This window comes from Cellulomonas sp. ACRRI (assembly GCF_022346185.1).
Lineage (GTDB): Bacteria > Actinomycetota > Actinomycetes > Actinomycetales > Cellulomonadaceae > Cellulomonas.
On the sequence record NZ_JAKRMS010000019.1, the window covers coordinates 1 to 12857 of the forward strand.

Annotated in this window: 14 protein-coding genes; 6 read left to right on the forward strand and 8 right to left on the reverse strand. The window is 76.3% G+C overall.

Features of this window, described 5'->3' with window-relative positions; all coding sequences use genetic code 11:
* The coding region (infC, locus tag MHY85_RS05980; protein WP_239194157.1) for a translation initiation factor IF-3 at positions 1–883 on the reverse strand (883 nt) is incomplete at its 3' end.
* Between the two features lie 352 nt (positions 884–1235).
* Here infC and MHY85_RS05985 point away from each other — a divergent pair.
* The 3 genes from MHY85_RS05985 to MHY85_RS05995 all read left to right on the forward strand — a co-directional run bounded on the left by MHY85_RS05985 (position 1236) and on the right by MHY85_RS05995 (position 3925).
* Entirely contained in the window at positions 1236–1742 is a 507-nt protein-coding gene (locus tag MHY85_RS05985; RefSeq protein WP_239194159.1) for a Fur family transcriptional regulator, read from the forward strand.
* A 141-nt stretch (positions 1743–1883) separates the two neighbouring features.
* Positions 1884–3386 (forward strand): catalase, encoded by a 1503-nt coding sequence (locus MHY85_RS05990; RefSeq protein ID WP_239194161.1) that lies wholly within the window; start codon positions 1884–1886, stop codon positions 3384–3386.
* Between the two features lie 182 nt (positions 3387–3568).
* Positions 3569–3925 (forward strand): DUF1844 domain-containing protein, encoded by a 357-nt coding sequence (locus MHY85_RS05995; RefSeq protein ID WP_239194163.1) that lies wholly within the window; start codon positions 3569–3571, stop codon positions 3923–3925.
* 120 nt (positions 3926–4045) lie between these two features.
* Here MHY85_RS05995 and MHY85_RS06000 read toward each other — a convergent pair whose 3' ends face one another.
* Complete coding sequence (locus tag MHY85_RS06000; RefSeq protein ID WP_308191324.1) at positions 4046–5347, reverse strand: MFS transporter; 1302 nt, start codon at positions 5345–5347, stop codon at positions 4046–4048.
* 137 nt (positions 5348–5484) lie between these two features.
* On the opposite strand from MHY85_RS06000, the gene MHY85_RS06005 reads away from it, so the two are divergent.
* The 3 genes from MHY85_RS06005 to MHY85_RS06015 all read left to right on the forward strand — a co-directional run bounded on the left by MHY85_RS06005 (position 5485) and on the right by MHY85_RS06015 (position 7745).
* Entirely contained in the window at positions 5485–6192 is a 708-nt protein-coding gene (locus tag MHY85_RS06005) for a hypothetical protein (RefSeq protein ID WP_239194165.1), read from the forward strand.
* Positions 6189–6929, forward strand: a complete 741-nt coding sequence (locus tag MHY85_RS06010; protein WP_239194167.1) for a S1C family serine protease — start codon at positions 6189–6191, stop codon at positions 6927–6929. The genes MHY85_RS06005 and MHY85_RS06010 overlap by 4 nt, the downstream gene beginning before the upstream one ends.
* A gap of 72 nt (positions 6930–7001) precedes the next feature.
* The gene (locus tag MHY85_RS06015; RefSeq protein WP_239194169.1) at positions 7002–7745 is read left to right on the forward strand and encodes a hypothetical protein; all 744 of its coding nucleotides are present in this window, start codon (positions 7002–7004) and stop codon (positions 7743–7745) included.
* Positions 7746–8015: 270 nt separating this feature from the next.
* Here the strand turns inward: MHY85_RS06015 and MHY85_RS06020 are convergent, their stop codons facing one another.
* From MHY85_RS06020 to MHY85_RS06045, 6 genes are all read right to left on the reverse strand, one after another.
* Positions 8016–8897: an SseB family protein gene (locus tag MHY85_RS06020; protein ID WP_239194171.1), complete on the reverse strand. Its 882-nt coding sequence runs from the start codon at positions 8895–8897 to the stop codon at positions 8016–8018.
* Positions 8894–9634 carry a bifunctional 1-(5-phosphoribosyl)-5-((5-phosphoribosylamino)methylideneamino)imidazole-4-carboxamide isomerase/phosphoribosylanthranilate isomerase PriA gene (gene priA / locus MHY85_RS06025; RefSeq protein ID WP_239194173.1) on the reverse strand — a complete coding sequence of 247 codons (741 nt, stop codon included), beginning with the start codon at positions 9632–9634 and terminating at the stop codon, positions 8894–8896. Before priA ends, MHY85_RS06020 begins: the two co-directional genes overlap by 4 nt.
* 60 nt (positions 9635–9694) lie before the next feature.
* Positions 9695–10342 (reverse strand): imidazole glycerol phosphate synthase subunit HisH, encoded by a 648-nt coding sequence (gene hisH / locus MHY85_RS06030; protein ID WP_239194175.1) that lies wholly within the window; start codon positions 10340–10342, stop codon positions 9695–9697.
* Positions 10343–10445: 103 nt separating this feature from the next.
* Positions 10446–11069: a hypothetical protein gene (locus tag MHY85_RS06035; protein WP_239194177.1), complete on the reverse strand. Its 624-nt coding sequence runs from the start codon at positions 11067–11069 to the stop codon at positions 10446–10448.
* Positions 11066–11680: an imidazoleglycerol-phosphate dehydratase HisB gene (gene hisB / locus MHY85_RS06040; RefSeq protein WP_166940715.1), complete on the reverse strand. Its 615-nt coding sequence runs from the start codon at positions 11678–11680 to the stop codon at positions 11066–11068. Before hisB ends, MHY85_RS06035 begins: the two co-directional genes overlap by 4 nt.
* Complete coding sequence (locus MHY85_RS06045) at positions 11677–12807, reverse strand: histidinol-phosphate transaminase (RefSeq protein WP_239194179.1); 1131 nt, start codon at positions 12805–12807, stop codon at positions 11677–11679. The genes hisB and MHY85_RS06045 overlap by 4 nt, the downstream gene beginning before the upstream one ends.
* Positions 12808–12857: the final 50 nt, after the last annotated feature.

Consider the following 12857-nt stretch of genomic DNA (forward strand, 5'->3'; position numbering starts at 1 on the left):
GCGTCGCCGTGGACCCGGCGGCGGGGCCGGGCGTCGGGCGGGGCGTCGAGGTCGGCCGCGAGGCCGGCTTCGGGGCGGTGGCGGGCTTCGGCGCGGCGGCCGCGCCCCGGCTGGCCGCGGGACGCGGAGCCGTCGCCGGCTTCGGCGCGGTCTGCGGGCGCGGAGCAGCGGCCGGGGCCGGAGCAGCGGCCGGGGCGGCGGCAGCCGGAGCGGCGGCCTCCACCAGGGCGTCCGTCTCCGTCTCCTCGACCTCGGGGGCCTCGGGTCGCGGCTCGCGCTGGGCGCGGGCACGGCGCTGCTCGTTCTTCTGCTCGGCCTTCTTCTTGGTCGGGCCGAGCACCATGATCATGTTGCGGCCGTCCTGCTTCGGCATGCTCTCGATGAAGCCGAGCTCCTCGACGTCAGCGGCGAGCCGCTGCAGCAGGCGCACGCCCATCTCCGGGCGCGACTGCTCGCGGCCGCGGAACATGATCATGACCTTGACCTTGTCGCCCGCCGACAGGAACCGCTCGACGTGGCCCTTCTTGGTGCCGTAGTCGTGCGGGTCGATCTTGAGGCGGAAGCGGATCTCCTTGAGAACCGTGTTGCTCTGGTTCCGCCGGGCCTCGCGGGCCTTCATGTCTGCTTCGTACTTGAACTTGCCGTAGTCCATGATCTTGCAGACGGGCGGGCGGGCGTCCGGCGCGACCTCCACGAGGTCGAGGTCGGCGTCCTGGGCCAGGCGCAGCGCGTCCTCCACGCGGACGATGCCGACCTGCTCGCCGTTCGGGCCGACCAGGCGGACCTCGGCGACGCGGATCCGATCGTTGATGCGGGGCTCGCTGATGTGGTGCTCCTCGAAGTCGAAGGGGGTGACCTCCAGGAACGAGGAAGGCCCTCGCACCTGGGCACAGGTGGAGGGCCGACACGATCCACGGCACCCGTCGGAACGGTGCGCCGTCGGGCCACGGTCCCCGCGAGGGGCTCGTGACCTGGACCGATGACCTGGACCCTGCTGCCGGCGGACCGGGCGGTCGGGACTCAGGTGGGAGTGGCCTCCACTTGTGCACCCGGGCCGTCGTCGCCCCCGCGGTGAGGCGGTGACACACGTCGACCCAGGCCAGTCGTGAATGACTCTACCAGAACACCGGGGGCCGGCTCACTGTTCCCCGGGTCACCCGCGGACCGCGCACCCGACGTGACATTCCGTCAGATCCCTGCTTGAACAGTTCCAGAAAACATGTCAGGGTGGCGGCATGCCCGTCGACCAGCACGCACCCGCCGCCGGCGGCGCGACGAGCGCCGGCCACCCGCACCCCGCGGTCGGCCACGCCGACCGCGCGACCGACCCCGCGGAGCTCCTGCGCACCCGCGGGCTGCGGGTCACCGCGCCGCGGCTCGCCGTGCTCGGCGCCGTCGGCGACCTGCCGCACGCGGACGCCGAGGCCGTGCTCCGGCGGGCCCGCGAGGCGGTGCCGACGGTCTCGGTGCAGGCGGTCTACGACGTCCTGCACGCGCTGACCGACGTGGGCATCCTGCGGCGCATCGAGCCGGCCGGGCACCCGGCGCGGTACGAGCGCCGGGTGGGCGACAACCACCACCACGTGGTGTGCCGCTCCTGCGGCGCGGTCGACGACGTCGACTGCGTCATCGGCGAGGCGCCCTGCCTCGTCCCGAGCTCGACGTCCGGCTTCACCGTCGAGACCGCCGAGGTCACCTTCTGGGGCCTGTGCCCCGACTGCCGCAGCCGCGCGACCGACTGACCGCAGCCCCGGGGCGAGCCGCCGCCCCGGCCCGACTCCCCCGCACCACCGACCACCCACGACTCCCGGTCGGGCGACCCCGCCCGACCGGTCCCCGGCACGCCCTCGACCGGCCTGCCGACGACCCGGAAGGACACCCCCGTGACCCAGGTCCACCCGACGACCACCAACTCCGGCGCCCCCGTGGCGTCCGACGCCCACTCGCAGTCGGTCGGCGCCGACGGCCCGATCGTCCTGCACGACCACTACCTGGTCGAGAAGCTCGCGCAGTTCAACCGCGAGCGGGTCCCGGAGCGGGTCGTGCACGCCAAGGGCGGCGGCGCCTTCGGCACCTTCACCACCACCGGCGACGTGAGCCGCTACACCCGCGCCGCGCTGTTCCAGCCGGGCGTCGAGACCGAGATGCTGGCGCGGTTCTCCTCCGTCGCCGGCGAGCACGGCTCCCCCGACACCTGGCGCGACCCGCGCGGCTTCGCGCTGAAGTTCTACACGTCCGAGGGCAACTACGACCTCGTCGGGAACAACACCCCGGTGTTCTTCCTGCGCGACGGCATCAAGTTCCCCGACTTCATCCGCTCGCAGAAGCGCCTGCCGGGCTCGAACCTGCGCGACAACGACATGCAGTGGGACTTCTGGTCGCTGTCCCCCGAGTCGGCGCACCAGGTCACCTGGCTCATGGGCGACCGCGGCCTCCCACGCTCCTGGCGGACGATGGACGGCTTCGGCTCGCACACCTACCAGTGGATCAACGCGGCCGGCGAGCGGTTCTGGGTCAAGTACCACTTCAAGACCCAGCAGGGCATCGACAACCTGACCGCCGACGAGGCCGCGCAGCTCGCCGGCTCGGACGCCGACCACCACATCCGCGACCTGTTCGAGCACATCGCCGACGGCGAGTTCCCCCGCTGGACCCTGTCGGTGCAGGTCATGCCGTACGAGGACGCGAAGGCCTACCGGTTCAACCCGTTCGACCTGACGAAGGTCTGGCCGCACGCCGACTACCCGCTGATCGAGGTCGGCGTGATGGAGCTCAACCGCAACCCGGAGAACTACTTCGCGCAGATCGAGCAGGCGACCTTCGCGCCGAGCAACTTCGTGCCGGGCATCGCGACCAGCCCGGACAAGATGCTGCTCGCGCGGATCTTCTCCTACGCGGACGCCCACCGGTACCGCGTCGGCACCAACCACGCGCAGCTCCCGGTGAACGCGCCGAAGTCCGAGGTGCACTCGTACTCCAAGGACGGCGCGGCGCGCTACCACTTCAACGCGCCCGAGGTCCCGGTCTACGCGCCGAACTCGGTCGGCGGTCCGGCGGCCGACCCGGCCCGCGCCGCGGAGTCGGCCGGGTGGGAGGCGGACGGCGAGCTCGTGCGCGCCGCCGCGACCCTGCACCCCGAGGACGACGACTGGGGTCAGGCCGGCACCCTGTACCGCGAGGTGTTCGACGACGCCGCGCGCGCCCGGTTCCTCGAGACCATCACCGGCCACGTCGGTGCGGTGAAGAGCGACGTCATCCGCGCCCGCGCGATCCAGTACTGGACCAACGTCGACGCCGGCCTCGGCGCCGCGCTGGCCGCCGCGCTGCAGGGCACGGCGCCGGTCGAGAACGGCGAGCCCGCCACCGCCAGCACGCCCGTCGCCTGATCCGTCGCGGGTCGGGCGGTTCCCCCCACCGCCCGACCCGCGACCGCACCACCCGCGGCGCGGCCGGCACTCGCTCCGGCCGCGCCGCCACCTTCGGGGTGGCGGCCCGCCCGGCAGGTCGCACGCCCCCGTGGGCGCCCCGCTCGTCGTCCGTCCGGCCGCGCGGTGAGAGGATCGGCGGCATGAGCGAGACCCCCGACCCCACGACCGCCACCCGCGACATCGCCGACGTGGCCGCGGTCGAGGTCATCACGACCGCCGCCGTGCACCTGATGAGCGCCGCCGCCGTCAAGTGCGGCCTGTCCCCCGACACCGACGAGCACGCCGGCAGCGACTTCCTCGACCTGGACGAGGCCCGCAAGCTGATCACCGCACTGGCCGCGCTGGTCACCGCGTCGGCCCCGGACATCGGCAACCAGCACGCCCGCTCGCTGCGGGACGGCCTGCGCTCCCTGCAGCTCGCGTTCCGCGAGGCCAGCCCCTTCCCCGACGCCCCCGGCGAGGGCCCGGGCGAGAAGTTCACCGGCTACGTCTCCTGACCCCGCGCACCCCCGCACGCCTTCCCACGCCGAGTCTCCGGTCCGCGCCCGTCCCGTGATCACGGGCCGCAGACGCGAACCGGAGACTCGGTGCCGCGCGCCGGCGCGCGGTGCGGGGCGTCAGCGGGCGGTCGGCTCCGGGGTCGGGCGCGCCGGGACGTCGTCGGCGCCCGCGGGGGCCGGCGTCGGGACCACGCCCTCGGGCGCCGTGCCCGGGGCCGCGCCGGTCACGACCGGCACGCGGCCGGCGACCCGTCGCCTCGCCAGGGCCAGCACCGCCAGGCCGAGCACCGACAGCAGCAGCCCGACGCCGCCCGCGGCCGCGAAGCCGCCGCCGGGGCCGGTCGAGTCGATCACCGCGCCGACGACGGGGGCGCCCAGCGCCGCGCCGACCGTGTTCGCCGTGCCGCTCCAGCCCATGATCTCGCCGCGCCGGTGCTCGGGGACCATCCGGACCAGCGACGCGTTGATCGCGGACAGGCTCGCGGCGCACGGCAGGCCCGCGACGACCACCGCGAGCGCCAGCTGCCACTGCGTCTGGGCGAACGCGGCGGGCAGCGTCGCCGCGCCGAGCAGCGCCACCAGCGCGAGCGGGTGCAGCTCCCGCTTCTGCGCGCCGTACACCAGCCCGCCGAGGACGGACCCGACGCACCACAGCGCGATCATCCAGCCGACCGCGGTCTCCCGGTCCCAGCCCTCGAGCGCGGCCACGATGCCCACGTCCGTGCCGTTGAGGATGAGCGCGGCGGCGGAGGCGGCGGCCAGGACCACGAGCAGCCCGGGCGTCAGCAGCCTCGGCCGTCGGCCGCCCTCGGCAGCGGCGGCGGCCGACGTGCCCTCGGGCGACCGCGTCGGCGGGTTGAACCACATCAGCAGCAGGCCCGCCGCCACCGTCGCCACGCCCACGAGGGTCAGCGCCGCGGTCGTCGAGACCTGGGTCGCCACCAGCACCCCGAGCGTCGGCGCGAGCATGAACGTCATCTCGGTGCCCACGGAGTCGAGGGCGTAGGCGGTGCGCTGCTGCTCGGCCGGCACCAGCACCGCGAGCGACTGCCGCACGACCGAGAACACCGGCACGAGGAACACGCCCGCGACCACGGCGGCGACGAGCAGCGCCTCGTAGCCGAGCCGCGGGGCCACCAGCCACACCGCCGACTCCACGACGACCGACGGCAGCAGCGCCCGCCGCAGCCCCAGCCGGTCCACCCGGCGGCCGCGCCACGGCGACCCGATCGCCACGCCCACGGTCATCGCCGCGGCGACCAGCCCGGCACGCGCGTACCCGAGGCCGAGCGGGCCGACGACGTGCAGCGTGAGCACGACGCCCGTCATCGCGTGCGGGATGCGCGCGACGAACGAGACGAGGACCAGGGGCAGGACACCGGGCAGGCGCAGCAGGCGGCCGTAGGGGGCGAGGGACACGCCGAGGATTCTCGCCCGTGCCCGGCCTGTCGGGCGACAGGAATCGGCCGTCCGCGGGGCGGCGCCGACGTGACGTCCGCCACCGACGGCGTCGCGCGCCGGGCACCGCGCGCGCTGACTCCCCGTAAGGTGGTCCCGTGACGTCTGCCACCGGGCCGCACGACCCGAACGGCCCGCCGCGGCCGGCCGGGCCCTCGTCGTGGTCCGACACCGCCACCCGCCCCGACGCCGTGCCGCCCGTCGAGCACCCCGCCACGCACCCGGACGACCGCCCGGCCGGGCGGCACCCCGAGCACAGCCACCTCGCCCCGCCGCCCCCGCCGCGGCGGCGCCGTCGGCCGTGGGCGGTCGTGGCGCTGTCGGTGCTGCTGGTGCTCGTGACCGCGCTCGCGGCCTACCTGTGGGTCCGCACCGTCCGGTTCGAGGAGTACGCCGACGGCCTCGAGGCCGAAGGGCGCGCGATCGGCACGGAGCTCGCGACCCTGCGCACCCAGCACGACGGGACCGTCGCGGAGCTGTCCGCGGTCACCGAGCAGCTCGCGACCGCGCAGAGCCGGATCACCCAGCTCGCCGACGAGAAGGCGCAGGTCGGCGACGACCGTGAGGTGCAGCGCCAGCTCGTCGACTACCAGGAGCGCATCTCCCAGGCCGCCGCGAACGTCGCGTCCGCCCTGTCCACCTGCATCGACGCCCAGAACCAGCTCATCACCTACCTCGAGGACGCCGCCGCCTACGACCCGGCGGACCTGCAGCGGTTCAAGAGCGACGTGCAGGGCGTGTGCAACGCCGCGACCGTCGCGAACACCGAGCTGCAGCGCCAGCTCGCCGCCGGGGCGACCGGGTGACCCGCGCGACCGCCCGCCGCGCCGCCCTCGGCGCCGCGGCCGTGCTGCTGCTCGCCGGGTGCGGCGTGCTCCCCGCGATGCCCGGCCCCGTGCCGACCGACCTGGTGCCGTCGAGCGTCCCGGCACCGACGCCGACGTCCTCCGGCAACCTGTCCCCGGACGGCTTCGACGCCGCGCAGCGGATGGCGGTGCGGATCCGGAACGTCGGCTGCAACTCCCTGTCCACCGGCTCGGGCTTCGCGATCGACGAGACCACCCTCATCACGAACCGGCACGTGGTGGCCGACTCGGCCGACCTGCAGCTGAGCACCTACGACGGGCGGGACGTCGCCGTCACGGCGTCCTCGACCGCCGCGCTGGCGGACCTGGCCGTCGTCCGCACCGCCGATCCGCTGCCCTCGGCGCCCGGCCTCGCCGACGCCGACCCCAACCCGGGCGACCAGGTGACCGTCGTGGGGTACCCGCAGGGCGGCCGGCTCACGGTCACCAGCGGCCAGGTCATCGGCGCCACCACCGACCCGCTGAACGAGAACCTCGGCCAGGTGCTCGTGACGAACGCGGAGGTGGAGCCCGGGAGCTCCGGGTCCGCCGTGCTGGACGCCGAGGGCCGCGTCGTCGGCGTCGTCTACGCCAAGAACTCCACGGGGCAGAGCTTCGTCGTCCCCGTCAGCACCCTGCGCCAGCTGCTCGACGACGAGGCCGCGTTCACCGACAGCACCTCCTGCACCGCCGGCTGAGCCGGCGGCCCTGGTGGCGTGCGACCCGCCGTGCAACCGTGGGCGCACGGACACCCACCGAGGAGGACGACGATGACGGACGAGACCCACCCCGACCTGCCGGGGCTCACCCGGGCGGCGAGCGACATCATCTCCGTGCGACGCGTGTTCGGGGAGCCCTACGAGCTGGGCGGCACCCTGGTGGTGCCGGTCGCGAAGGTGCTGGGCTGGCACGGCGTGGCGGGGGCGCACGCCGACGCCCGGCTGGGCGTCCGCGGCGGGCACGGCGGCCACGGCGGACCCGGGCAGGGCGGTTCCGGCTCGGGCGGGACGGACGCGGGCGGGACGGACGCGGGCGGCACCGGCGACGAGGGACCCGACGGGCAGCGCGGCCCCTCGGCGGAGGGCGCGCCGGGCGCCGGAGGGCCCGCGCCGGACGCCGGGCAGGACGCCGGCCACGGCGCCCACGCGGGGTCACCCGCACCGGAGGACGGCCCGTGGGCGCGGTCCGGGCCGGTCGCCTGGGCGGGTCCCGGTGGCGACCGGCCGCACGGGCCGGGGCGCGGCGGCTGGCACGGCGGGCTGGGGCGCGGGCCGCTCCTGCGCGGGCCGCTGTGGCCGTTCGGCGCGGGCCGGCCCGGCGGACGCGGGGTCGGCGCGGCGGACGCCGGCGGCTACGCCACCCGGGTCAAGCCGCTCGGGGTGTTCGTCGTCGACGACGAGGGCGCGCACTGGCAGCCGGCGCTCGACCTCAACCGCATCATCCTGGGCGGGCAGGTCGTGGGGGCGGTCGCGACGGTCGCCCTCGCCTGGGCGCTGCGCCGCCGCCGGCGCTGAGCCACCACCGGCGCCGAGCCACCACCGGCGCCGAGCCACCACCGGCGCCGAGCCGCCACCGGCGCTGAGCGGCGACCCGGTCCGGTCCGGTCCGGTCCGGGAGCCCGGCGCGCCCGGGGGCGTCCGCGGCACGACGCCGCCGCGAGTGTGCATGCGACACGTCGAGCGAGCATCCGCCGGGTACTCGCTCGACGTGTCGCATGCACACTCGGCGTGCCCGGCGTGCCCGGCGCGCCCGGCTGCCCGGCGGGGCCGGACCGGCCCTGCGGGTCAGCGGAGGCGGACCTCCACCGAGTCCACCCGCCGGGTGACCGTGTCGTCGGCGGCCAGTGCCTCGCCGACGCGGCGCAGCACGCCGTCCAGCGTCGGCCGGTCGAGCCCGGGGACGAGCGTGAGGACCACGGCCACCTCGGCCCGGGAGCCCGGGAGGGCGTCGACGTCGACGACCGGGCCGGGCGTCCCCGGCGTCGGCGCGGCGGCGGGCTCCGCACGACGGCGGCGGAACCACGACCGACCCGCGGAGCCGGACCCGCCGCCGGACGTGCCCGCACCCCCGGACGCCGCGGCGCCCGGGCCGGCGTCTGCCGGGACCGCGCCCAGCACCGCCGCCCGGATCGCCTCCCGGACCTCGGGGTCGACCGACGGCACGGCGGCGCCGTCGGAACCGGGGAGCACCGCCGGCCGCCACGACTGCTGCTGCGCGAGCGCCCACACCGCGGGCCGCGGCAGCAGCGCCGTGTCCGGGCCGCCCGCGTCGAGCACGAGCAGCTCCCAGCCCTCGCTCACCGCCGACAGCGCGGCGCGCACCACGTCGGTCGGCACCGGGCGCGCGTCCCGCCGCCACGCCGCCATCGCCGCGACGGAGGAGAACACCGGCAGCGCCGTGCGCCCGTCCGGCGCCTGCAGCGCCACGATCCCGGCGGACGCCTCCTTGTCGACGGTGTGCGCGTGCCCGCCCACCTCGACCGTCTCGGCCGCCTCGAGCTCCGCCAGCACCGGCACCAGCACCCGGGTGCCGGCCAGCGCCTCGACGACGCCGGCGAGCGTGCCGGTCCCGTCGCCGAGCGCGGCCAGCGCCGCCGCGACCCGGGGGTCGGCGCTGCCGTCGTCCCCCGCGAACGCCGAGGTGGGCGGGAGCTCGCGCCCGGTCACGGGCGCCCGGCGACGTCCAGGGCCTCGGGCAGCGTGAACGCGCCCGCGTACAGGGCCTTGCCCACGATGGCGCCCTCGACACCGACCGGGACCAGCTCGCGCAGCACCCGCAGGTCGTCGAGGGAGGAGATGCCGCCGGACGCGACGACGGGCGCGTCGGTGCGCGCGCAGACCTCGCGGAGCAGGTCGACGTTCGGGCCGCGCAGGGTGCCGTCCTTGGTCACGTCGGTGACGACGTACCGCGAGCAGCCCGCGGCGTCGAGGCGGGCCAGGACCTCCCAGAGGTCCCCGCCCTCACGGGTCCAGCCCCGGGCGGCGAGCGTGGTGCCGCGCACGTCCAGGCCGACGGCGATCGCGTCGCCGTGCCGCGCGATCGCGTCAGCCGTCCACTCCGGGTCCTCCAGCGCGGCGGTGCCGAGGTTCACCCGGGTGGCGCCGGTGGCGAGCGCGCGCTCGAGCGACGCGTCGTCGCGGATGCCGCCGGAGAGCTCGACCTTGACGCCCTTCGCCGACAGGACCTGCGCCACGTCCGCGAGCAGCGCGGCGTTCGACCCGCGCCCGAACGCGGCGTCCAGGTCGACGAGGTGGATCCACTCCGCGCCGCCGGCCTGCCAGTCGAGCGCCGCGGCGAGCGGGTCGCCGTAGGAGGTCTCGGAGCCCGCCTCGCCCTGGACGAGCCGGACGGCCTGGCCGTCGGCGACGTCGACGGCGGGCAGGAGCTGCAGACGGTCGGACATGGGTCTCCTCGTTCGGGGCGTGCGGTGGTGCGCCGGCGCCGGGCGGCTGCGCGGCGGGCGTCAGTCGAGCGAGCCGACCCAGTTCTCGAGCAGCTGGGCGCCGGCGTCCCCGGACTTCTCCGGGTGGAACTGCGTGGCGGCGAGCGGCCCGTTCTCGACGGCGGCGACGAACCGGCCGCCGTGCTCGGACCAGGTCACGAGCGGCGGGGTCAACCGGTCGGCGTCGACCTGGTCGGACAGCGGGAACGTCCGGGCCGCGTACGAGTGCACGAAGTAGAACCGCTGGTCCTCGATGCCGGCGAACAGTCGGGTCCCCGCGGGGGCGTCGACGGTGGACCACCCCATGTGCGGGACGACCTCGGCCTCGAGCCGGTCGACGGTGCCGGGCCACTCGCCGAGCCCGTCGGTCTCGACTCCGTGCTCGTCGCCGCGCTCGAACATGACCTGCATGCCGACGCAGATGCCGAGCACGGGGCGGCCGCCGGCGAGGCGCCGGTCCACGATCTGCTCGCCGCGGACGCCGCGCAGCCCGGCCATGACGGCCGCGAACGCACCGACGCCGGGGACGACGAGCCCGTCGGCGTCGGCGGCGTGCTGCGCGTCGGACGTCAGCTCGACCTGGGCGCCGACCCGCTCGAGGGCGCGCACGGCCGAGCGGACGTTCCCGAATCCGTAGTCCAGGACGACGACGCGAGGCTGGCTGGGCACGTCCCCCAGGCTACCGGCCGCGGGCCGGAGCACCCGCTGGCGTCCGGTGCGCGGGACGTGCGCTCCGTCACCCGGCGGCCCGGCGCGGTGGCGCGGGCGCGGGTCAGTCCCGCTTGCGCCGCCCCCCGGACAGCGCGCGCATGGCGGCCCACCGGGACATGCCGACGCTGGTCTCGACGCCGTCGACCTCGCCGACCGGCGTCCCGCCGACCAGCAGCTCGTCGAGCACGTCGGGCGCCCCGGAGAGCACGAGGCCCGCCGCGAGGTCGTCCTCCTTCTCCCCCGCGGACCACCGGCTCGCCTGGATGCGGCCGGCGCGCCGGTCCATCAGGATCACCGGCGAGGTCCGCAGCATCCGGGAGATCGCCGCGGCGGCCTCGGCGGTGCGGGCGGCGTCGGCGGCGTCGCGCAGGACCGCGAGCGCCCCGACCGGGGAGGGCACCGCGTCGACGTCGACCCCCGCCAGCGAGCAGGCGGCGGCCAGCGGGCGCGCGCCCGCGACCTGGGTCACGACGACGGCGACGACGGGCTCGTCCGGCTCCGCCGCGGCGGCCTCGAGCCCGGAGAGGTCGTCGGGGACCTCGACGGACGGGCCGTCGCCGGCGCCCGGCTCGCCCGGTGCCGCGTCCAGGCCGTCCAGGCCGGACAGGTCGTCCGGGACCGTGAACCCGAGGTCGTCGTCCGGGCGGTCCCCCGCGCCGGGCGTGCCGGCGCCGTTCGCGGTCACAGCGCGCCCTTCGTGCTCGGGATGCCGTCCACGCGCGGGTCCAGCGCCACCGCGAACCGCAGCGCGCGGGCGAGCGCCTTGAACTGCGCCTCGACGATGTGGTGGGGGTCGCGGCCGGCGAGCACGCGGACGTGCATCCCGAACGCGGCGTGGTGCGCGATCGACTCGAGCACGTGCCGGGTCAGGGAGCCGGTGAAGTGCCCGCCGATCAGGTGGTACTCCTGGCCCTCGGGCTCGCCGGAGTGCACGAGGTACGGGCGGCCGGACACGTCGACGACCGCCTGCGCCAGCGCCTCGTCGAGCGGCACGGTCGCGTCGCCGAACCGCGCGATGCCCCGCTTGTCGCCCAGCGCCTGCCGGAGCGCCTCGCCGAGGCAGATCGCCACGTCCTCGACGGTGTGGTGCGCGTCGATGTGCGTGTCGCCGGTGGCCCGGACGGTGAGGTCGATGAGCGAGTGCTTGCCCAGCGCGGTGAGCATGTGGTCGTAGAACGGCACCGTGGTGCTGATCTCCGTGCGCCCCGTGCCGTCCAGGTCGACCTCGACGACGACGCTGGACTCGCTCGTCGTGCGCTCGACCCGGGCGGTGCGCCCGCCGGTCGTCGTGCTCAAATCCCCAGCACCTCCCACAGCGCGGCGGTGAACGCCGCGGTCTCCTCCGGGGTGCCGACCGACACCCGCAGCCATCCTTCCGGGCCGACCTCGCGGATCAGCACGCCCCGGTCCAGCAGACCCTGCCAGACCTCGTGGCGGTTCTCGCCGACCTGGAACAGCACGAAGTTCGCGTCGGACTCCGCGACGCGCAGCCCGCGGTCACGCAGGTCGAGCACGAGCTGGTCGCGCTCGGCGCGCAGCGACCCGACCTGCGCCATGAGCTCCGGCGCGTGCCGCAGCGCCGCGCGGGCCGTCGCCTGCGTCACCGCCGACAGGTGGTAGGGCAGCCGCACGACCCGCAGCGCGTCCACGAGCTCCCGCGACGCGGCGAGGTAGCCGACGCGGGCCCCCGCCAGGCCGAACGCCTTGGACATCGTGCGGCTGACGGCGAGGTGCGGGTGGTCCGCGAGCAGGGTGAGCGCCGACTCGACGCCCTCCCGGCGGAACTCGCCGTACGCCTCGTCGACGACGACCACGCAGCCGCCCGGCACCTCGGCCGCGGCCGCGAGCACCGCGCGCACCGTGTCGAGCTCGAGCGCGGTGCCGGTCGGGTTGTTCGGGCTGGTGAGCAGCACGACGGACGGCGTCTCGCGGGCGATCAGCGCGCGGGCCTCCACCGGGTCGACGTCGAACTGCTCGGTGCGCCGGCCGGCGACCCAGCGGGTGTGGGTGTCGCGCGCGTACTCCGGGTACATCGAGTAGGTGGGCGCGAACGACACCGCCGTGCGCCCGGGACCCCCGAACGCCTGCAGGAGGTGCAGCATGACCTCGTTCGACCCGTTGGCCGCCCACACCTGCTCGGGGGCGACGCGCACGCCCGACTCGACCGCGAGGTAGTCGGCCAGGTCGGAGCGCAGGGCCAGGAACTCGCGGTCCGGGTACCGGTTCAGCCCGTGCGCGGCCTCGGCGACGGCGGCGGCGATGTCGGCGACGACCTGCGGCGACGGCGGGTACGGGTTCTCGTTGACGTTGAGCAGCACCGGCACGTCGAGCTGCGGGGCGCCGTAGGGCACCTCACCGGCCAGCTCGGGGCGCACCGGCAGCACGGGCCGCGCGGCCTGGGGGACGGTGTCGGGTGCGGTCACCCGGCGATCGTATCCGCGCTCCGGCCGCGGGACGGCGGTCGTCCACAGGC